The organism is Paenibacillus agaridevorans, assembly GCF_018604145.1.
In the GTDB taxonomy this organism is placed as follows: Bacteria; Bacillota; Bacilli; order Paenibacillales; family Paenibacillaceae; genus Pristimantibacillus; species Pristimantibacillus agaridevorans.
The window spans coordinates 8,250,656-8,272,482 of sequence record NZ_CP075889.1 but is presented as its reverse complement, the minus strand read 5'-3'; the positions used below and the strand labels follow the sequence as shown (position 1 = coordinate 8,272,482).

At 50.5% G+C, this 21,827-nt stretch carries 17 protein-coding genes; 10 read left to right on the top strand and 7 right to left on the bottom strand.

Going from position 1 to position 21,827, the window contains the following annotated elements; all coding sequences use genetic code 11:
* The first annotated feature begins 185 nt into the window (after positions 1–185).
* The 6 genes from KJW29_RS32980 to KJW29_RS32955 all read left to right on the top strand — a co-directional run bounded on the left by KJW29_RS32980 (position 186) and on the right by KJW29_RS32955 (position 7,911).
* Complete coding sequence (locus KJW29_RS32980) at positions 186–1,142, top strand: ABC transporter permease (RefSeq protein ID WP_214627794.1); 957 nt, start codon at positions 186–188, stop codon at positions 1,140–1,142.
* A 12-nt stretch (positions 1,143–1,154) separates the two neighbouring features.
* On the top strand, positions 1,155–2,084 hold the full coding sequence (locus KJW29_RS32975) for a carbohydrate ABC transporter permease (protein WP_214627793.1): 930 nt from the start codon (positions 1,155–1,157) through the stop codon (positions 2,082–2,084).
* 97 nt (positions 2,085–2,181) lie between these two features.
* Entirely contained in the window at positions 2,182–3,678 is a 1,497-nt protein-coding gene (locus KJW29_RS32970; protein WP_214627792.1) for an ABC transporter substrate-binding protein, read from the top strand.
* Positions 3,679–3,846: 168 nt separating this feature from the next.
* A complete protein-coding gene (locus KJW29_RS32965; protein ID WP_214627791.1) occupies positions 3,847–5,610 on the top strand; it encodes a sensor histidine kinase in 1,764 nt (587 codons plus the stop codon).
* Complete coding sequence (locus tag KJW29_RS32960) at positions 5,585–6,346, top strand: response regulator transcription factor (protein WP_214627790.1); 762 nt, start codon at positions 5,585–5,587, stop codon at positions 6,344–6,346. Before KJW29_RS32965 ends, KJW29_RS32960 begins: the two co-directional genes overlap by 26 nt.
* A 29-nt stretch (positions 6,347–6,375) precedes the next feature.
* Positions 6,376–7,911 carry an ABC transporter substrate-binding protein gene (locus tag KJW29_RS32955; protein ID WP_214627789.1) on the top strand — a complete coding sequence of 512 codons (1,536 nt, stop codon included), beginning with the start codon at positions 6,376–6,378 and terminating at the stop codon, positions 7,909–7,911.
* Positions 7,912–8,103: 192 nt separating this feature from the next.
* Here the strand turns inward: KJW29_RS32955 and KJW29_RS32950 are convergent, their stop codons facing one another.
* Positions 8,104–8,448 carry a hypothetical protein gene (locus KJW29_RS32950; protein ID WP_214627788.1) on the bottom strand — a complete coding sequence of 115 codons (345 nt, stop codon included), beginning with the start codon at positions 8,446–8,448 and terminating at the stop codon, positions 8,104–8,106.
* A 239-nt stretch (positions 8,449–8,687) separates the two neighbouring features.
* Here KJW29_RS32950 and KJW29_RS32945 point away from each other — a divergent pair, with 239 nt between their 5' ends.
* From KJW29_RS32945 to KJW29_RS32930, 4 genes are all read left to right on the top strand, one after another.
* Entirely contained in the window at positions 8,688–8,873 is a 186-nt protein-coding gene (locus KJW29_RS32945) for a hypothetical protein (RefSeq protein ID WP_214627787.1), read from the top strand.
* Positions 8,874–9,109: 236 nt separating this feature from the next.
* A complete protein-coding gene (locus tag KJW29_RS32940) occupies positions 9,110–9,550 on the top strand; it encodes a protein kinase domain-containing protein (RefSeq protein ID WP_214627786.1) in 441 nt (146 codons plus the stop codon).
* The gene (locus KJW29_RS32935) at positions 9,551–9,916 is read left to right on the top strand and encodes an AAA family ATPase (RefSeq protein ID WP_214631426.1); all 366 of its coding nucleotides are present in this window, start codon (positions 9,551–9,553) and stop codon (positions 9,914–9,916) included.
* 106 nt (positions 9,917–10,022) lie between these two features.
* On the top strand, positions 10,023–10,211 hold the full coding sequence (locus tag KJW29_RS32930) for a response regulator transcription factor (protein ID WP_246608482.1): 189 nt from the start codon (positions 10,023–10,025) through the stop codon (positions 10,209–10,211).
* A 108-nt stretch (positions 10,212–10,319) separates the two neighbouring features.
* Here the strand turns inward: KJW29_RS32930 and bshB2 are convergent, their stop codons facing one another.
* The 6 genes from bshB2 to KJW29_RS32900 all read right to left on the bottom strand — a co-directional run bounded on the left by bshB2 (position 10,320) and on the right by KJW29_RS32900 (position 21,810).
* The gene (gene bshB2, locus KJW29_RS32925) at positions 10,320–10,961 is read right to left on the bottom strand and encodes a bacillithiol biosynthesis deacetylase BshB2 (protein ID WP_214627785.1); all 642 of its coding nucleotides are present in this window, start codon (positions 10,959–10,961) and stop codon (positions 10,320–10,322) included.
* Between the two features lie 2 nt (positions 10,962–10,963).
* The gene (locus KJW29_RS32920) at positions 10,964–11,320 is read right to left on the bottom strand and encodes a YojF family protein (protein ID WP_187103791.1); all 357 of its coding nucleotides are present in this window, start codon (positions 11,318–11,320) and stop codon (positions 10,964–10,966) included.
* 72 nt (positions 11,321–11,392) lie between these two features.
* On the bottom strand, positions 11,393–13,861 hold the full coding sequence (locus KJW29_RS32915) for an ATP-dependent helicase (RefSeq protein WP_214627784.1): 2,469 nt from the start codon (positions 13,859–13,861) through the stop codon (positions 11,393–11,395).
* A 100-nt stretch (positions 13,862–13,961) separates the two neighbouring features.
* The gene (locus KJW29_RS32910) at positions 13,962–14,765 is read right to left on the bottom strand and encodes an MgtC/SapB family protein (protein ID WP_246608481.1); all 804 of its coding nucleotides are present in this window, start codon (positions 14,763–14,765) and stop codon (positions 13,962–13,964) included.
* A 91-nt stretch (positions 14,766–14,856) separates the two neighbouring features.
* Positions 14,857–15,588 carry a glycerophosphodiester phosphodiesterase gene (locus KJW29_RS32905; protein WP_214627783.1) on the bottom strand — a complete coding sequence of 244 codons (732 nt, stop codon included), beginning with the start codon at positions 15,586–15,588 and terminating at the stop codon, positions 14,857–14,859.
* 39 nt (positions 15,589–15,627) lie between these two features.
* Positions 15,628–21,810, bottom strand: coding sequence for a CehA/McbA family metallohydrolase (locus KJW29_RS32900; protein ID WP_246608480.1), 6,183 nt, complete (start codon positions 21,808–21,810; stop codon positions 15,628–15,630).
* Between the last annotated feature and the right edge of the window lie 17 nt (positions 21,811–21,827).

Here is a 21,827-nt window from a genome sequence, read left to right as displayed (position 1 = left end):
AGACTATCCCCGCACCGCTATTTTTGTTTTTGATTTACAGCAGCTTCCGACCAGCCGCACTCGTCCATCATCAACAGTACATAACGTTTGTTGACTATAGTATCAAGTTTGTTGTCTAGAAGCATCGAAACCATCCATTATACAATAGGGGGCAAGCAGGAGAAACACCGGAAGGAGCGACGGACATGAGTATGGCAACCGAACGCCGCAACAAAAGAAAGCGCTCGCAATTTCGTTGGCGCAAGCAGGATACGGAACTGACCCTCTTGGCACTGCCCACGACGATTTGGTATCTATTGTTCTGTTTCCTGCCTATGTTTGGGATCATTATCGCCTTCAAAAACTTCAGGATTAGCGGCGGCTTCTTGAGCAACGTGTTTAACAGCCCTTGGGTCGGCTTCAAAAACTTCGAGTTTCTATTTACGTCCAACGACGCTTGGATCATTATTCGAAATACGATCGGATACAACATTATTTTTATCGTTCTAGGCATTGTGCTTCCCGTTCTATTTGCGATTATGATCGGTCTGCTCCACAATCGCAAAGCAAGCAAAATCTATCAGACCATGATGTTCCTCCCCTACTTCCTATCTTGGGTTGTCGTATCCGCCGTAGGCTGGGCGTTCCTCAGTTTCGATAAAGGGATTCTCAACCAAATGCTTGCGAGCGCAGGCAGCGATCCCGTTAACTGGTACATGGAACCGGCATACTGGCCGTACTTTCTGATTCTGCTTAATATTTGGAAGGGTTTAGGGTATGGCATGGTCATTTATTTGGCAACGATCACAAGCCTTGACAGCACCTATTATGAAGCGGCCGTTATTGATGGCGCATCCATTTGGCAGCAGACGAGGTACATTACGTTGCCGATGCTCAAGCTCGTTATCGTCATGCTGTTCATTTTGGCGGTCGGACGTATATTCTACACCGATTTTGGCCTGTTCTACCAGGTCACGCGAGATTCCAATTCTCTGTTCAACGTGTCTACCACAATCGATGTCATGGTATACAAACAACTCAAGTCCGCTACCTTGGGAATGGCGGCCTCTGCCGCATTCGTGCAGTCCGTTCTGGGTTGCGCAACGATTCTGGCCGCTAATTGGATCGTCCGCAAAATGGATCCGGATAGCGCGATGATGTAAGGAGGTAAGACATTGGCGACGAGAACGACTTACGAAACGGGCCTCGAAAAATTCAACCGTACCAGCAAAGCCGTAGACATCCTCTTTAACCTGAACTTTATCATCTTGGCGCTGCTCTGCGTCATACCCGTCATTGTAGTTTTATCCATCTCCTTATCCAGCGAAAACTCCATACGCGAGACGGGCTACCACTTGTTTCCGGTTGCCATGTCGGGAGAGGCTTACGCCTTTGTCGTCCAGCAAGGAACCATGATTCTGCGGGCTTTCGGCGTATCCGCGCTAGTTACCGTGGCAGGCACCGTGATTGGCGTATTGCTTACCACCACCATGGGCTATGCGCTTTCACGCCCCTCCTACAAGCTGCGCGGCTTCCTGACTTGGGTTGTCTTTATCCCCATGATATTTAATGGCGGCCTGGTATCCAGCTACTTCATCAACACAAATTTATTAGGGCTAAAAGATAGCGTCTGGGCGCTTATTTTGCCGCTGGCCGTGTCGTCGTTCAACGTGATCATATGCAAAACCTTCTTTAAAAGCACGATTCCCGACGGACTGGTCGAATCCGCCGAAATAGACGGCGCGAGCCAACAGCGGATCTTCTTTTCCATCATCCTGCCGATTTCCTTGCCGGTCATTGCTACCATCGGACTGTTCCTCTGCTTCTCTTATTGGAATGATTGGTTCCAATCGATGCTCTATATCGACAACCAGAACCTCTATTCTCTGCAGGCGCTGCTAAATAGCTTGATGAGCAATGTGGACGCGCTTGCCAAAAATGCCGCGAGCATGGGCGTCAGCTACGCCGTGCTTGTCGCAACGATGCCGAAGGAATCCGCGCGCATGGCCGTAGCCATTATCATCGTTTTGCCTGTAGCCTTCGCCTACCCGTTCTTTCAGAAATATTTTATTTCCGGACTAACGATCGGCGCCGTCAAAGGATGAGAAATAAACCACATCATTGAGACGCCTCGATAGAGGATTTCTCATAGATCAATGCACGACCGTTACAGCCATACCACTTCCAAAAGGGGGAAATGAAATGAAGAAGTCTTGGAAGCTCGTCTCTGCGCTTTGCATTCTCACGTTGCTGGTGGCCGCCTTGGCAGCCTGCTCCGGCTCGAACATGCCTTCCGCAACAAAAGAACCGCAGTCGGCCACGGACGCGCCTAAGAAAACCGAAGCGCCCAACAAGGAAATTCCGACATTGGTCTGGTGGCTCATCGGCGGCCAAGTCCCTAACAACTTCGACAAAGCCATCGATGCCATGAACGCGTACACGGCAGAGAAAATCGGCGTAAAAATCGATATTAAAGTAGCCAGCTGGGGCGAATGGGATACCAAAATAAACACCATCGTGAATACGGGCGAACCCTTTGACATCATGTTCACAAACAGCGGCAAATACAGCAAACAGACCGCTATGGGAGCTTTTGCCGATATCACGGATCTGGTTCAAAGCGAAACGCCCGACTTATACAAATTGATTCCGGAAAAGGTATGGGACGGGACAAAAATCGGCGGCAAATATTATTCCGTTCCAACCTATAAGGATTCATCGCTAACGCAATACTGGGTGTTCGACGATAAATACGTGCAAAAATACAATATCGATATTAACAGCATCAAAACGCTGCAGGACCTGGATGGGCCGCTGCGCAGCATGAAGTCCGGCGAGGGCAAAAGCTTCTACCCGTTGCCAATGACGCAAGGCGAAGGCTTAAACGGATTTTTTAACACTTATGACGATTTAACGCTGGGCTTCGCTCCAATTGGTGTAAGAACAGACGATGAATCGCGCACGGTCGTCTCCGTTCTCGAGCAGCCTGACATTATGGCCAATTTAAAGCTCCTGCATCAATGGTATCAAGATGGCATTATCAACCCGGATGCTCCGACCAAAACCGAAAATGACAAAGGCAGAGCATTTTTTGCCGCTCAGGCATTCCCGGGTGCAGAAATAAGCTGGCAAATCAATGATGCCGTAGAAAAGTATAGTATGGTTCAGCACTTCGGGCCGATCTATACAACGAGCACGATCCAAGGCTCCCTGAACGCGATTTCCGCCAATTCGAAATATAAGAAAGAAGCGTTGAAGTACCTCGAATTAGTCAATACGGATCCAAAACTGCGCAATATGCTGGCTTTCGGCGAGTTAGGCGTAGACTATAATAACGTCAATGGCGAAAAGGTAATCGAGCGTATTTCGGATACTTGGCCGCTGGCTGCTTACTCCCAAGGCACCTTCTTTAACCTGGCGGTTACCAAAGGCGCTCCCGAGGATCAATGGGATCAGGTTAAAAAGCTCAACGATGCGGCGATCTCTTCCACTGTACTCGGATTCGCGCTGGACATCGGCAACATTCAGACCGAATTGGCGAATTCCCAAGCGGTATGGGATAAATACAAATATGAACTCATTACGGGCGCATCCGACCCGGAGAAAATGATTCCAAAGATTACTGCGGAATTAAAGTCCGCCGGCATGGACACGATTATGAAAGCCGCTCAAGAGCAAATTAACGCCTACTTCAAATAATTGAATGAATAAGCATCCCATATGAAGACACTTTGTATGGGATGCTTGTTTCTTGTTTCATGTTTCTTATTTCTTGTTTACCGTGCTGTCTATGAAGCTTTCGCCAATCATGATAAAGTAGTAGGGTAATTACCTACTTCCTTTGAGCTGCCGCAATCGAGGTGTTCTATGGGCTCTTTTCTGCAAATAAAAATTTATCGTTACAAGTTTATCGCCTATGTCATCTTCGTCGTGATCATTGGTCTTGCGCTTGGCCTTCTGACCTGCGCAATGCTGCTGAATCAATGGATCGGCGATGCCCGGCTAGAAGCCGCTAATGCTTTCACGAGCGTAGAGAACGAGCTCCAGTATGATGCCGACCGAATCGAGGCCTACATGCAGCGCATCTACTCCAATCATAGTCTGATGGAAGATGCACGCAGCTTTTTAAGCAGCAGCGTCGAAGGCTATTTAACCGACAGTCTGCAAAACAGCCAATTCTCGCAGCCTTGGGTATCCTTCCCGGAGGATATTAAAACCTACCTGTACCACTGGGCGCAAGGCGGGATCACGCAGGTGAGTCTGCATACGAACAAATACGGCAATGTCGTACGCTTTAGCGATAACGGAATTGCAAGCTACAAGTTCGGTATTCCCAATACGGACGAAGCTTTCCGCGATACCCTTCTAAAGGGATTCGTATACCGCAAAAAATTATCGGATCCCGCACAGGGCTCCAAAGAATTAGGGGAGCTTCGTTTCCTGGTCAGCAGTGACCAAATCTTTAAATCCGTAGCCAATTATCGTTTGGGAAAGGCCGCTGCAGTCAGCGCCTCCCGCGAAATCTACCTGATCGGCAACGAACAGGACCAGGAGTTAAAGGAATTATCCCGTCTGGCAGCGGCGAACGGCCCCGGTCATGGTTATATCTCGCAAGGATTTTTAGATCATAACTTTTTTATCGCCTTTACGTCCACCAAGTTCAATTTCAAATTCGTCAGCATCGTTGATTTATCTATGCTCATCAGGCAGCATGCCAACATGCTGATTACCGTCTTTCTAATCGTCTTAACGACCATGATCAGCGTGCTGCTGCTCATCGTGTACAATCTGCGAGATGATTCCCGCTTCTTGCACCGTATCATTCAATCGATCGGACGCGTAAAAACGGCCAATTTCACTCCCAATCGCCCTGCCCGTTACCGTCGCAACGAATACGGCATGATCGCAAGGGAATTAGACGATATGATTCAACAATTGGATAAACATATCCGCAATGAATATTTGTTAAAGCTCAAACAGCAAGAAACCGAAATGAAAGCGCTTCAGAACCAAATCAACCCTCATTTTCTCTATAATACGTTAGAGGTTATCCGTTCTACCGCCCTTGTTAATCAAGACAGGGACACCGCCGATGCCATCGCCACGCTAGGAGCGCTCTTTCGCGAAATTGTCAAAAAGGAAAATATCATCCCGCTTGCAAGCGAACTCGAGTTGTTGCAGAAATACTTGGAAATTATGGAGTTTAAGTATCCGGGACGGTTTTTTTATCAAATTAATGTAGACCAGGCCTTGCTCTCGATCCCTACCGTAAAATTTTGGATGCAGCCATTGGCTGAGAACTTTTTCGTTCATGGCTTTAACGCCGGCAGCGAGTTTAACTTGTATGTCGTTAACGGCTGGGAAGCTGAAGAACATTATATATTGGAGTTCGTGGATAACGGGCACGGTATCCATGCGGACCGTCTGCATGCGGTTCAAAAAACGCTTTCGAGCCATGACGATCCTTCTTCCGACAGTATCGGTTTACGCAACGTCTATACAAGGCTTCACTTCTTTTATGGCAAAAGCTTTTCTATCGAAATCGAAAATAACGAGGAAGCTGGCGTTAAAATTTCCGCACGGATTTCAAAAGAGGTGATCGAACATGTACAAACTGTTGATTATCGATGACGAACCTCAGATTTTGGAGGGAATGAAGCGCATCTTGGACTGGAAGCAATACGGGTTCAGTCGGATCGATACATGCGAATCCACGGAGGCAGCCATGTCCATGGTTGTGGATGTGCAGCCGGATGTCGCTATTTTTGATGTGTGCATTGGCAAAAATCTTGGTTATGAAACGATCTTCCGACTCAATGAGCTCCAAATCCCAACCAAATATGTCATCATGAGCGGGTATAGCGAATTCACGTATGCCCAAGAAGCGATTCGTTGCGGCGTCAAAGACTACTTGCTCAAGCCCGTAGATCGTACAAAGCTGCAGCGGGTGATAGAAAAAATCATCGTCGAGGATCTCCATGGCACGATCGGCAATGCAAGAAACGAAAGCTTGAACAAGGATCCCGTGCTAGGAGTAAGCTATGACAGCTTATCCAAGCTGCTCAACCGCATTCTGCTGATGATTAAAACGGAGTATACGCAAAATATCACCTTAAAATCGATCGCGGAGCGCTTTCAGATGAACAGCACCTATCTTGGACAATTATTTCTCAAAGAATCCGAAATGAAATTTTCGGAATATCTTATGGCTTACCGAATGCTCCTCGCGCAAGAACGAATTCAAGCGTCGGATGAAAAGATCTCTTCTATCGCGCTTTCCGTCGGCTATAACAATCTCAATTATTTCTATATGCACTTTCATAGCTATTTTGGAAAATCTCCCTCGGATCTGCGGGGAAAAGGTTAACGACGAGCTTGGCGGAAAGGAGATTATCGATGCTCACGCACTCTACCCGCAAATGTATGTTGACAATCAGTCTTATCCTGCTGCTTGCAGCGTATACGACCGGTTGCTCCAGGCAGTCTGGCAGATACTACGATCACTATGACGGCGAAACCGTTAATCTGATTTATTACACGATTGGCGAACCCGACAAGGATCTAAAGCTCGTAAACGATAAAATAAACGAAATCATGGCACGCAAAATCGGCGTGACGATCACTTATATCAAGATTGGTTGGCAGGAGTATGAAGAACGGCTGAACACGCTTATATCCGCCGGGTCTCCTTTCGACATCGCTTTTGCGCCCAACTATGCGGCTACCGCCATGCGCGGCGCATGGTTAAAGCTTGACGACTATCTTGCAGGTCTGGGCAAGGATTTGTACGACACCATAGACCCTACCTTTTGGCAAGGTGCGCAAATGAATGACGGAGGCATCTACGGGGTGCCGACCAATAAAGAACTGGCCGTCCGCGACCATTGGATGTACCCCGCTTCCATCGTACAAAAATACGATATCGACATTACGAAGTACAATACGCTGGAATCGCTTGAACCTTTGCTCCGGATGATACAGCAAAATGAACCTGCCTATCTCCCCATGGAGCTGGATCGGGATTCGCACAATTTCTTTGCTTTGTATGGCTACGAATATGTCATGAACCATAAAATTCCTTTAATGGTGAAATCGCTGGATCCCGACGCCGAGGTCGTGAACATCTTCGAAACAAAGGAAGCACGGCAGGTTTTGGATACGTTGCGGCGTTATTATAAAGAGGGGTTTATTAACAAAGACGCGGCGCTCCGGGAGCCTGGCGGACTTAAGCGCGGGGAAAAAGTATTTTGGAAGTCCTCCGGCGGCGGGCCGCTCTCGGAGACGACCTGGAGCAAGGATCGCGGCTACAAGGTTGTATCAAACCCCGTAACCCCCAGCGTCGTCACGACAGAAGCGGTCCGCGGAGGCATCATGGCCGTCAATGCAAACACCAAGCATCCCATGGAAAGCATCCAGTTTCTCAATCTGCTCAATACCGATCCCGAAATAAGAAACTTATTTAATTACGGGATCGAAGGGGTGCATTACAAACTTAATGAACAAGGGCAAGCGGTCCCGATTCCCGGCAGGGACAGCCACGGCAACCCGATTCCGGACGCGCCGGCAAGCTATGCGGGAGTCCAATATACGCAGGGCAACTGGTTTATCCTGAGAACCATGGGGGGCGATAGTCCGGAACCCCTCGATAAATGGGACCAATTTCGTGAGTACAATGCCGAAACCGTCAAGTCTGCCGTGCTCGGTTTTACTCCCGATCTATCCAAGCTGACCGCCCAAATCGAAAATATCGAAGGGGTATGGAGGAAATATTATTCCAGTCTAATGACCGGTACCGTCGATGTCGACTCGATCCTCCCCAAGTTTAACGAGGAGCTAAAGCAAGCAGGCATCGAAGAGGTAAGGATGAACGTACAGAGGCAGCTGGACGCGCGGCATACGGAGGCGAGTGCGACAACGTTTACCGCATCTTAGGTCCAGAAGAGGCCGCTCGGACCTGGGCAAGGAATGACTTTGGAAATATCGGTTTCGAAACGCAGCAATTGGCCATCGACCGGGTGTCTTTCGTTACCAGGGTTGCATCATTTCCTGGCTTCAAAAAAAGCGGCATGCCTCGGATAACATTTCGGGCTGCCGCTTTTTACATTAAGATGGTAATTTCATTCGCTAATCGCCCCAAATCCACATGGGGAGCATGCCAAGCAGCACAAACGCAACGGGGATGACGTTCATCCAAGCGAACGCGACGAGACGGCGCTTGCGGTACAACAGCCAAGAGACCGCAATTGTTGCGATTACAACATAGGGGTAGCTTTGAATGCTGTAATAAAATACATGGACAGGCCAAAAATGCTCCGCAGCAGGATCATCGAACAACATGACGGAAAATAGGGAGACGACGTACCAGATCGGCAAGGACAACACATACACAGCCTGAACGGCGATGGCCCCGTTGCGCATCCGCCTGCTTCTCTTTCGGGAAACCTCCAGAGCAATCTCCATAACATTCACCTCTCTTTCTTCCTCAAAAAGGCTAGGTCGTGTCTGAAAATCCACTCCCCTCGGAGTATTCAGACACGCCCTAGCATAGAATGCGCGAAGCCGGCGCGCCATCCCCCTTTTGGAGTATATTGCTCTCCACCGACCCCCGCATCGTCTGAAATATACCCTGAAAGAGGTATAGCGATGATCCCTTATCTTCATTACGATAATAAAGTCAAAAAATTTGTTCGCGAAAGGACAGAAGCGTTATGGTACTCGCTCTTGCTACATTCGGCTTGATCCTGTTGGCGGGGATCATCTTATACGGCATTCTCTGGTGGGAGAACGCGACGGTCGGCCTCAAGTTTACGAAGTGGTATTTCATTCTGCTTCTCGTTGTCGCCGTCGTCGCTGCCATCCTGGCGGGGATTAGCGGCTACAACCTGATGGAATAGCTCTCGGGCCCGGACTTGCCGGTTGAATCGCTCCATCTGCCAAGCGCGTCAGGAAGTTCGTCCTTCCTGGCGTTTTTTTCTGTGCTTCGCGAACTATATTCCGGCTTTACAGCGAAGGATGGCCGCGATAGACTAGGAGGTACAGACCGGTCTCTCTCGCGAATGCCCGCGATCAAGGTTGTCCGCTGCCCGACGTAAGACCCGAGACGATTGCCGTAACCGGCGAGGGCGACGCGATGTTGCTTCAGCTCCGGCAGCGAGCCCCCCTTGAAGACGGCGTTTGGGCGTACTGCTCCCCCGAGCGCACGGGACGCATGAGACGCGACGAGGACGCACGGAGCAGCTTGTACGCTTTGGGCATTATTTATTACGAAATGCTGACCGGCTCTCCTCCTTTCCAGGCGCAAGACCCGCTCGGGTGGATATACTTGCACCTTGCCCAAAGTCCGCCTCCCCTGAGGGAAGCCGTCGACGGACTTCCCGAATCTCTGGAAACGATTGTTTTAAAGCTGCTGGACAAAAATCCGGATAATCGCTTCGCTACGGCGGAAAGTCTGATCGCTGCACTCGAAAATGCCTGCGAGCGGACGGTTCCGCCCTTGAACAGCGGCACGCCCGGCTTCTATGGACGGGACGCTGAAGCCGCTCAGTTGGAGAGCGCATTCCGTTCCGTCTGACTGGGGTCGTCCGAATCGGTTTACGTATGCGGGGAAGCCGGCATCGGCAAAACCCGGCTGATCGAAGAGACGTTCCGCGACGGAAGGCTCGCGGACTCGTATTTTTTTATCGCCTGCAAGTTCGAGCAGCTTGCAACGGGAGTGCCCTACGAACCCGTCGTGCAAGCGTTCCGCGGCCTGATTCGCCAGCTGCTTGGCGAGTCGGAAACAGTCGTCGCGCTCTGGCGGGACAAGCTGCTCCGGTCGCTCGGCAACGTCGCCGGCGTCATCGCCGCTTTGATTCCGGAAATCCGTCCCTTGCTGGGAGCGGACGTGATAGTCGAGGAGGAGCTGCCCACGCGGAAGCGCTGGCTTCGCAAGGGCTGATGATGTGGATGCTTTCCCATCCGTCCTATGACAAGACTGCGAGACGGACGATTCGGTCAGCGGCAAGGACCCGACGGAGCAGCCTGCGGATCCCATCGAGGAGCCGTTGACGGAGCGCGAGCTGGAGGTGCTCGCCCTGCTCGCCTTCGGGCTGTCCAACAAGGAGATCGCCAAGCGGCTTGTCATCGCGGTTGGCACAGTCAAGGTGCACGTGAAACATATCTTCGCCAAGCTCAAAGTGAATCGGCGCACCAAAGCAATCGTGCAAGCCAAGGAGCTCAAGCTGCTGGATTAGCGTTCCTTCGTCCTCTGTCTGCATGTTTGGCGCATTTGATCATAAAGAGGGCCGGCAGTTGTTCAACCTCCTACTGAAGCTTGAACAGCCTGCCGGCCCTCTGCTGCTTTAATTAAACTTATACGTATAGAACCGCTCCGTGCCGAATCGCTCCACCAAATCGGCCTTCGACATCTTGGCCGGGGACGGGAACTGCGATCGATGCGCGGAGATGGAAGCCACCTTCTGCGGCAAGGTCTCCCGCACGTCGTATTGAACATCGGGCGCGCCCAGCGCGACGATATGGTCCTTGGAGAATGCGACGCACAGCAGCTTGGGCCGGTCTTCGGCAGGCATCCTGCCAATTACCCGCACGACCGCCGCACCGGTGGCGTCATGGTCGGGATGGACGCTGTAGCCGGGATAGAAGGTAAAGACCAATGTCGGGCGAACCTCATCCAGCAGTCCCGCGATGACCGATTCCAGCAGCTCGGGCTCTTCGAATTCGATCGTTTTGTCATGGAAACCGAGCAGCCGGAGATCCTGAATGCCGATGGCACGGCAAGCCTCCTCCAGCTCCAGTTTGCGGATGGCCGGAAGCGTCACGCGACTCGCAAATGGCGGAACGCCCATGTTGCGGCCCATCTCTCCGAGCGTCAGGCAGCCGTAAGTGACTTGGGCACCCTCCCGCACGTACAGTGCCAGCGTTCCGGACATGCCGTACGCTTCGTCGTCCGGATGCGGCAGCAGCACTAATATCCTTTCTGCCATGTCTATCTCTCCCTTCCGAACGGCTCCGGGCTCAGTTGCAGCGCAACGACCAGCTTGCCCGTGTTGTCATGGCCGGCCAATATCAGCCGATCCGATTCCGTCTCTTCGTAATGGGTCAGTCCTTCGCAATACACCCAGCCTTGAGCCATCTTAAGCCCGACCCGGTAAGGGCCGCCCCCGGAGATGCCTCCATGGGAATAAACGATGATGATATTGCTGATGAAGCTTGCGGCAGGATGCTTGGAACTATCGAAATGTGCGGCATATGCGCCCGTCGTCTGTTCCAAATGGAGATATAGAGGATCTCCCGTCATGCTATCAATTCGTTGCTGAATGACCGATGGGTCGATCGGAAGCATTGGCAGCACCTCGCTTTCTTCTACTGTGGCCCTGCCATCTAGACAAGACTGTCTCTATCAGTGTACTACAACTTAGTCGATTGGCTCCAGCAGTCCTTTGTTCAGACACATCGCGACCGACAGCGACTTCATGTTCGTCTCGCCGAACAGAATCTCGATGCCGTCTCCCGCCACCTTGGCAATGATGCCCGGTCCGAACACGCGATGATGCACGGACAAACCCGCCTTGAGCTGGGTTCGGTCGCGCAAAACCCCGCCGCCCCGGCTCCCAGACGAAGCCGACGCGCTGTCGCGGCCGCGACCCGAGCCTTGCGCTCCCGAGCCGCCCGGCCGTCCTTCCGTCGTCGTCACAGTCGGTACGCCGGGAGCCAGCGACGCCTTGAGGCGGCGAGCCGACGCGCCTCCTCCCGTGGAACCCGCCCAGCGGCGGACGCCTTCTTCGCCCGCGGAATCCCACCCGCGCGCTCCCTCGCGGCCGGGACCGCCGCCGGCAAGTTCCCCGCCCGCTGCCGCCAGCCGCTTGGCCACGACGGCTTTCGCCTCCGCCGCACGCTTCTCCGGCTCCACGATATCGCGCATCGCCTCCATAAAGGACGACTCCGCCGTCTCTTCGCCATCCCGCTTGCTGTACGAGATCAGCTCCAGATGATGGCGCGCCCGCGTCATGCCGACGTAGAACAGCCGTACCGCTTCTTCCATTAGAGGCTGCTCGCCCGTGCCGCCGTCCTTCTTGTGCGGTCCGGCATACTTGGCATCTTCCGACGAGGGGATGATGCCGTCAATGAGATCCACCATATAGACGCGGTCGAACTCCAGTCCCTTGGCGCTATGAAACGTGGAGAAGGTGACGGCATTTTGCCCCCGCCTGCCCTTGGCGGTTCGGAGCAACGTCTCCAAATATTTGAGCCGCGCCGCGAAGTCCTCCATGCTCTCCAGCCCGTCGGCGATTTCCTCCAGCGTGTTTAGAATGCCGATCAAATACTCTTTGCGGAAACCCAGTCGCTCGCACATTTTCTCCAGCGCCTTCTCGTATCCCAGCCGTCCGCGAATGACCGCGATCGCCTGTTTCGGCGGCATTCCCCGCATGCCCTGAAACGTCTCTTTGGCATCCGCAATCGGCTTCGTCTGGTAGTCATGCAGCTTGACGAATCGCAGCAGATTGTCGAACACCGACTCGTTGTTGTCAATTTCCTTGAGCACCGCCATCTGATGTTTGCTGATGTAACCGTTCAGCTTCAGATGAATGCGCTCCAGCAGATCCGCGCGCCGATCCGTAAACGTCATCCGCATAAAGTTGAGCACGTCCTCCACCACCCAGTGGGAGAAAAAGCGGTTGTCCGCATCCTTCATATAGAAGGGAATGCCCGCGCGGTCGAATTCGTTCATCAGCACGATGGACGAAGCATTGTTGCGGAACAGCACCGCCGTCTCGGACAGCTTTTCTTCCCGCTGCAGCCGTTTCACGAGATATTTGGCCTGCTTGCGGTAGTCCGAGAATCGCTTGAACTTGGGCTTGTCTCCCGTCTCGTTCTTCGTGAACATGTTCTTGGGATAACGATTCTTGTTCCGCTTGATGAACTGGTTCGCCGCTTCCACGATGCCCCCGTCCGACCGGTAATTCTGCTCCATAAAGAGGATCGCGCCCTTGGGGTAAACCTCCTTGAAATTCAGCAAATAGGACGGCTCCGCTCCCCGCCAACTGTAGATCGACTGATCGTCGTCGGCCACGACGCACAGATTCCGATGACCCCGGACCAGCTTCTCGACGATCGCATGCTGCACCATGGACGTGTCCTGACTTTCGTCCGTCAGCACGTAGTCGTAGCGCCGCTGGTACTTCGCCAGCATGGCGGCGTCCCGTTCCAGCGCCTCCTCGGCGATCGTCAGCATGTCGTCGAAATCGATGAGCCTCTTTGCATGACCAGTACGTTTGAAATTCTCATATTCCCTCGCAATATCGCCGGCATTCGTGACATCCGTCTTAACGGAGTCCCAGTCGGCCTCGGGAATCATTCGATTTTTAGCATAGCTGATAAAGGTCGTAAGCTCCTCCAGCTGATCATCCGTTATATTCTCGCCGTTTACGCGCTTGAACAGGTTGCGCAGAATGATCCGCTTGTGCAGCGGAAGCCCTTCTTCGCCGAGCGCCTCCCCGTCCTCTTCTTCTTCGGTCCTGCCCTCGATAATCTGATACGACGTGCCATCTCTCCACAGCCGTTCTCTCGCAATCTCGAACGCGAGACTATGAATGGTAGAGAAATCGACGGGAGGCAGCGCGGGGAAAAACCGGGCGAACCGGTCCCTCATATCCCTCGCCGACGCCCGGCTGAACGTCACGGCCTTGATCCGCGAAGGGTCCGCGCCCTTCTCTTCGATGATGTAGCCGATGCGCATGATCATCGTCGTCGTCTTGCCGGATCCAGGCGAAGCCAGCAGAAGCAGCGGTCCCTCCGTCTGCAGGACGGCTTTCCGCTGCACTTCGTTTAGCTCGACGCCAAGCTCCCTTTTTTTGCGCGACAGAAAATCGTTGTTCCCCTTCATGCTCCCCTTGCCCTCTTTCCGCCCTCAGACTTGCTTGTTGCACTATTGTATCACAATCGGCGCCCGCGGGCTGAACGGACGGGAGTCTTTGCGGATATCGCTACGAAGAAACCGGGATCTTTTTGCCCTTGCCCCGGAGCTTGGCAGCCTGCTTGTCCACAAAGAGCACGCTTTCAGAATCGATCTCCAGAACGCCTTCGAGCTTCATGATCTCTTCCATCGCCTTCAGAAAATCGCTGGCCTTGAAACCTTTCAATTTGAACTGAAGCGTTGTGTAATCCCCATCAGGATCCGATGTTTCGTCGGTGCGCCGGAACTCTATCCGTTCCTGCTTGATCATCAGATTCGATATTCGAATGTTATTCTCTTCGAACACCATGGCAATTCGCCCCCACAATCCGGGGCTGTCCATCACCTTCAGTTCGATGGACTGGTACCGACGATTGCGCAGCAACACCTTCTCCCACTTGTTAAGAACATACAAGCTGATCAGCACCATCAGCGTACACACCAGCGCGCCTGTATAAAAGCCTGCGCCTACGCAGAGACCGATCGCAGCCACCGTCCAGATCGATGCCGCCGTCGTCAATCCTTTAATCACATTGCCATTGCGCAATATCGCGCCGGCCCCCAGAAAACCGATGCCGCTAATCACTTGCGCCGCCAGCCTTGCAGGATCGACTCGGACATTGACTTCGTCGATAAATTGACCAAAGCCGTAGCTAGACATGAGCATGATGGTTGTAGAGCCGAGACAGACCAAAATATGCGTACGGAAGCCCGCCGCATGGTTGCTCCATTCGCGTTCTATGCCGATCAGGCCGCCCAGCAACGCCGATAAAACCATACGGATGGTTAAATCCAGCCAGGATATCTCCCACACGCTTTCCATCTCCATTAACATTGCCTATCATCCTTTCGCCATTGCCTACATGGAAATGGGGATTTATTCATTAGAAAAGGGCCATGAGATGGCCCTTTCTTCTAATGCTCGATTATTGTTCCAGCACCCTTCTTAATAACTCGGGCTTATTTGTAATAATGCCTGCTACATCCAATTCAATTAGTCTTTTCAAATCCGCTTCTTCATCCACTGTCCACGTATAAACGGTTTTGCCCGCATGATTTGCAATATCCATATAGGCTTCTGTTACAAGCGAATGGTGCGGATGCAGCGAAAACACCTCAACTCCCGATTCGTTCTCGAACCTTTTGAAATCCGCAGCCTCGCGATCGTAAAGCAAGCCAATACGAATTTCAGGCAATACTACTTTTAGCTTTGCCAAGCACCCATAATGGAACGATGATACGACCGTACCTCCGATCCGGTCCGTTTTTTTTAATACGTCAATTAAGCTTTCTAACATTCCGGGCGTTCCAGCCGCTTTTATTTCCACATTAAACTGTACATTTGCAGGTACCTTCGTCAACACTTCTTCAAGCAAAGGAACATATTCCCCGGCATATTGATCGCTAAACCACTTGCCGCAATCATAACCTTTCATATCCTCGTAATTTAGATTAGCGATGTCGCCTGCGCCATTAGTCGTGCGATCTAATGTGTGGTCATGAATAACGACGACCTGCTTATCCTTGGTAAGATGAACATCCAGCTCGATCATACCGCATCCCTGCCTGACACCTAGCATAAATGCCGCTAAAGAATTTTCGGGAGCCTCCGCCGAAGCACCGCGATGCGCGATTACAAGTGGCTTTGCCGCTTTCATTCTGTTTCCTCCATTTTATATAGAAATAATGGGGCATAGCTACGGAGTAAAGGAAATACCGCCCGCTGCGTTAATTCTCACCTTATAGCTAGCCGTTTTTCCTTGGTAGGATGCGGTAATCGTTACTGCACCTGGACGGTGGGCGGTTACAACGCCAGATTCAGATACAGATGCCGTCTGCGGCTTGCCGCTTGTATACATTGCGCCTTCGCTTATCGTTTGCCTTGTTCCATCTTCGTAGATTGCAGTAAGGACTAAACTTAAGGTAGAATGCGCCTGCATACGCGGATCCGCTCCGCTAAGCTCCAACCGAATCAACTCAGGCTGAACTTCCTTCTTAAGAACGATTAGCTCATAAGATGAAATCAGGCCCTTATACTCTGCCGTGATAAATACGCTTCCTTCCGCCTTTGCCGTTACTGCACCGCTTGCGCTGATCTCCGCAATACTTGGATCACTGCTTGTATAGGTGACGTCCGTCTCTACCTTTTCACGGCTTTCATCGCTGTATACTGCAGTGGTCGTCGTTTGATCGCTCTCTCCAGCGATCAGTACAGCCGCTCCTTCGAGCTCAAGCTCAATCAGGGTAACGGGCTCTTCTTCGTCGCCTTCCGATACCGATTGTAAAACAGGACGTTTAGCAACATCATCCCATTTCCAGATCGCGTTAAAGTCCCACCCTAATCTGTCTGTATAGGTGGATGGAGTCTCTATCTCCGTTTCAGATAGACCTAATCCTTTAAGCGTTGTTAATGCTCCCTCAGCAACACCTTCTTTATTAACGATCATGCCGTCAAATGCATAATTATTTTCGAGAGTGGCGGTGTGCCCCGCAAGAACGCGTCCCATTACACGGTTCGCCATCGTTGGAGCCGTAACCGAAGGACCTATAGCAATGGCATTTCTGACGACCGTATCATTGTATCCATAGCCAGTCACTCCGCCCGCATTGCTCGTAATCGCCCGAACGGTTCCGGACGCATACACGTTTTCCGTCAAGCTGCCCGCGTTCGTAATGCCGATTAGTCCGCCGGCCTGACTTGCCTGGGCGGTTACATCCGCTGTAGAATAGCTGTTCCTGACGATTCCGTTGGAATAGCCTGCTAGCCCGCCCACTGTGCTGGAGCCTGTAATGGAGCCTGTTGAAAGACTATTCTCCAACACGCCATTGTTCGTGTTGACGAGTATGCCTATTCTGCTCCCGCCAGTGACGCTGGCATCTATCATAGCGATATTTTTGATCACTCCGCCATTGAGATGGAATAAGCCGCCGCTCGCGGAATTAAAGTTAACTATTTTTTTCCCGTCGCCATCGAAAACGCCGGTGAAGGAAACCACTTTAAATAGTGATTCGGCCGGCTGTCCGGAATAATCCAAATCCTGATCCAAAATATATTTTTCCGCCGGGAAGCTTTCCATCACGTTCAGATCAGCTATGGATTTGATTTTGTAATAACCTGCTTCATTTCTTTCCAATGGCACGACAGGCTCTTTCGCCTCTTCAGAATTACTGCTTAATACCGGACGCTTTAACGAATCGCTCCACATCCAGACCGACTCAAAATCCCAATTCAGTCTATCGGTATACGTAATAGGGTCTTCGACTTGTTGCTTTGATAGCCCTAAACCCTTTCTATTATTGGCAGCGGCGATAGTTTCTCCTTCTTTATCCACGATCATGCCATCGAACGCATAATTATTCTCAAGCGTTGCGGTATGCCCGGCAAGAACTCGTCCCACCACACGGTTCGCCATCGTCGGCGTCACGACTGAAGGATTAAGAGCCATAACGTTTCTGACGACCGTATCATTATAGCCGTAGCCGGTCACTCCGCCTGCATTGCTTCTAAGCGCCTGAACGGCTCCGGATGCATACACGTTTTCCGTCAAGCTGCCTGAGTTTGTAATTCCGATCAGACCGCCAGCCTGGTTCAGCTGGGCCGTTACATCTGCAGTCGAATAGCTGTTTCTCACGATGCCATTGGAATAGCCCGCTAGACCGCCCACAGTGCTGGAGCCTTCGATCGAACCCGTTGCATAACTATTTTCTACCGTTCCGTTGTTCGTGTTAACGAGTATGCCTATATTACTCCCGCCAGTTACGCTTGCATCTACCATAGCTATGTTTTTAATCGTCCCGCCATTTAGATGGAACAAGCCGCCGCTTTCCGATTTAAAGTTGTATAACGATTTATGATTTCCATCAAAAATGCCAAGGAAAGGCGTCCCCTTAAACAAGGGTTCAAAAAGCTTCCCTTCAAAATCAAGATCGTTTTCCAATCTATAATTTTCATTCGGAAATTCAGAAATAATCCCCAAGTCGCTAATTGAACGGATGATATAATATCCGTCTTCGTTCTGATCAAGCTTCGGCTTAGGCATATTGTCTTCGTTAATTTGCTCCAAATTGCTTTGCAGCAATGGACGCTTGGCATCTTCACTCCAGGTCCAGATCGAATCGAAATCCCAGCCGAGGGTCTCTATGAAAAAGGATGGCTTCGCGAATACGAGTGAACCGACCCCTTGACCCTTTTCATTGTTCGGATCATTCACTGTAACATTCTCGCTGCTAACGAACATGTTCTCATCGGCGTAATTATTGACTAAAGTGGCTGTATCCCCGGCTAACACTCTGCCGACAATGCGATTGGATGCCGTACCTGTAACAACTGACGGATTTAATGCCATACTATTTCTAATGACCGTATTGTTATATCCGTATCCGCTGATACCGCCGGCATTTGACTCCTCTGCTATAACGGCTCCCATGGCATAGACCTGTTCGGTTACGCTGCCCCGATTGGTAATCCCAATGATACCGCCGGCTTGCTTGCCTCGTGCACTGACGCGAGCTGTAGAATAACTGTTTTTTACGATACCGCTCGAGAAGCCCGCAAGCCCGCCAACTGTAGAATTGCCTCTAATAGATCCGGTGCTGTAAGCATATTCCACGATTCCGTCATTCTGATCGACCAGGATCCCAACATTGCTTCGGCGTACATCAATGTCAGCATTGATTATACCTACATTTCGAATCGTCCCTTCATTAATAGCAAAGAGACCCGCGCCGCCCGAGGAGACAACAACGCCTGTAATCGAATGTCCCCGCCCATCAAACGTCCCGGTAAATGGGGTGTCATTCGCGCCAATTGCTTCAAAAAACATACCCTTTCCATCAATGTCCCGATCTAAAATAAAATGTTTGTCCGGGAACTCACGTATTTTATGAAGTCCGTTGGCACTTTTGATTTGATATGGGTTTTCTTCCGAACCATCGCCCAGCATTCCTTCTTTAGCGATTAACGGGTCCGTTAACGGCTCTCTATCGATTGGATTATTAACCAGTCTTACGATGATCGTATGTTCATCGCCAAATGCAAGAGGATTGTCCAATAAGATGATTTGTTCACGTCCGAGATGTTCTAGTGTCGCTTCCTGAATAACCGTCTCCAACAGCTGTTCGCCTGTATGATCACGTTTCTCCCCGATAACGGTGACACGTTCAACCCCGCTCGGGTAATTTAAAACCCCAACGCCCTTCAAGACATTATTTTCTATAATGGCGCTCGTTAAGTTCAAAACATTTTCAGGTTGTTTCATCGTAAATGAATCAATTTCTACCCCGTCGCTATTGTAAGCTTTCAAAGTGAGGGATTGATCGTTTGACTCTAAAATAACGCCTGTCTGCTTATTTTCATCATAAACGATATGATCCCAGTCAAATGATTTATTATCATGGAACGTTGGACCCGATGAACCAACCGTCACAAAAGTTGTACCTAGATTCATCGCTTCTTCCGAAATATCTTTTACACCGTTTCGTATCGTTGTCCGTTTATACAGATGATCATGACCGCCAATGTACAAGCTAACGCCAAGCCGCTCGAATGCTTGAGACAATTTCGCTCTCATCATCTCCATCCCGGTTTCATCGCCGGATTGACCGCCATAATAAGGATAATGCCCCATGACGATTTTCCACTTTTTATCGGTTGCCCGCAAATCTTTTTCCAACCATGACAGCTGCTTGTCGAAATCCACCATAGAATTCAGAACGGCAATATGCATATCGCCATTGTCAAATGAATAATTCGTTTCCCGATAACTGCCTCCGCCATTCTTCGGCAGGTTAAAAAATCCGGAGTACGGCCCGAATTTCCGCTCCGTCGCATGTTCGCGATCCCCGACAATATGAGCAGAAACAAGAGCCAGATCGTTGTTGTAAATGGTGTTAAACACATCGTTCCAAGCATAATGATTGCCGCCTAGCCAGGCCAAGTCGCCGACTTGAATCACGGTCTGTCCGTTTGCGTTTTTCTCCCGCAGAATGTCCAACATATCCGTAAAGAGTTGGAAGCTTTCCGGATTGCGATCGGGAACTTCAAGATCCCCCATCACATACATGACGGCTTCTTCTGTGGCTGGCGCGGTCCTGAAGCTATAACTGCTGCTCCAAGGTCCCGTCGGCGAAGCTCCATATCGATAGTCATAGGTTGTCCCTAAATCGAGATCTGTTAAGTTCGCTTCATGAGCTGCAAGCACGCGATAGTTGCTCTTGGCAAACGTATCGCCATAGGCGACTTGAAAATACGAAACTTCCGCCTGGACCGCTTCAGCATTGTCCCACGTCGCCTCCGACTCCGGCTTAAACTGAACATACGACGTTTCTAATGCCTTATCCGTCACCAAATTGATGCCAACTTCATGTTCGTTTGCACCTACATTAACAATAGGTTGAAATTCATTTAATATTTTATCGGCATCCAGCGTTTGTTGATCAACGAGCAATCGGATAAGTTCAACACGCGTATCTCCTTGAGAGTCGGTTGCTACATACTTAATGAAATATTCCCCGTACATCTCGACCTTGAATTGCCGATTTGCAACAGCTACTTCTCCTTTATCATTAAGAACGATCGCTTCCACCGATAAAGATTGACCGCGATTATCCGTCGCCGAAGCGCTAAGCACTTCTACTTGATCCCCAAGCTTAATCGTATCCGGATACTGTCCTTGCACCGTAATTTCAGGCGCATGCACCGTGCCCCTCGTTTCCTCGCCAATCCAGATTGGAGCACTAATAGCTTCTTCGCCGTCCCCTTGGAAAGCTCTAACGAGGAAATAGTCCCCATCCGTACTTGCAAAGGTTTCTTGCACTTCAAATGGATTGCTGGCAATATTGCCGTACTCCTTGACGATTTCGCCGCTGTTTTTGTACACAACGACTTTATCCAAATGATCAGTAGCATCAGGGTCGTTTATTCGTATATGAAGACTAATTTCATTTGTATCGGCTGGAAGGATCGCCCCCATCATCTGACCGTTTGCCGAAACCGCCATTTCTAAATTACGATCAAATGATACATAGGTGCGATGATTTCGCATCGCCTCGTAAAGACCTTCTCTTGTGAGATTATCCCCCCACATTCCGGTCACATGGGGCTGTACCATCCCCCAATTTCCTTTGTGCTCGTCTCCGCCAAACACAGGGGATACATGCCAGCCTCGATCTAACGCCTTGGTATAGATCGCAAAATCATTGGAGGATTTGTATTCCATCATGTTCAGGTTTCTGTCAACATCCCGGTTATAGTGTTTAAATTCATTAAAGCTCCAATTTCCCGACGAGCGCGGATGATTAAACTGAGCAATCGCGTTAGGATCTTGGGCAAGCCTTGCGTAAAAGGTTGGCAAATCGTATTTGATGTCGCTCCAGCCCCAAGTGCCATCCGCGCCTACTCCATGTGTTCTTGCAAACCATGGGGCATTAAATAAGTTAATATGGCCCGATTCATCATACCAAGTCACCTCCGTACCAGGCAGCGTAATAAATTCGTTATCACGATTGTGAGCATCGGATTGCTCATGAAGCAGCTTGTATTCTTCCGAATAAGAGTCCTGTACATTCGTAATAAAATCACTGCCCGTACTGATGTCGTAAGTCACATCGTGTTCAGTCACTGCATAAAAATCAAAATCCGTATTTGCTTTCACAAAATTGTAAGCATCGTCAGGCAGCAATATCCCGTCGCTAAGAGAGGTATGGGTATGCATATGACCTTTGTACAGAGAGGCTCCCAAGTACTCGGCCCTCTCTTTGACAGAAACAACTCCCCCTTTCTCCGAAGACGCGAATACCAACATGCCGTAACAAAGACTAACAACCCCCGCAATGATACAGGCCAGCACAATAAAAGGCAGTCTTCTTTTTTGAGACTTCACATAAATCCTCTCCTTTT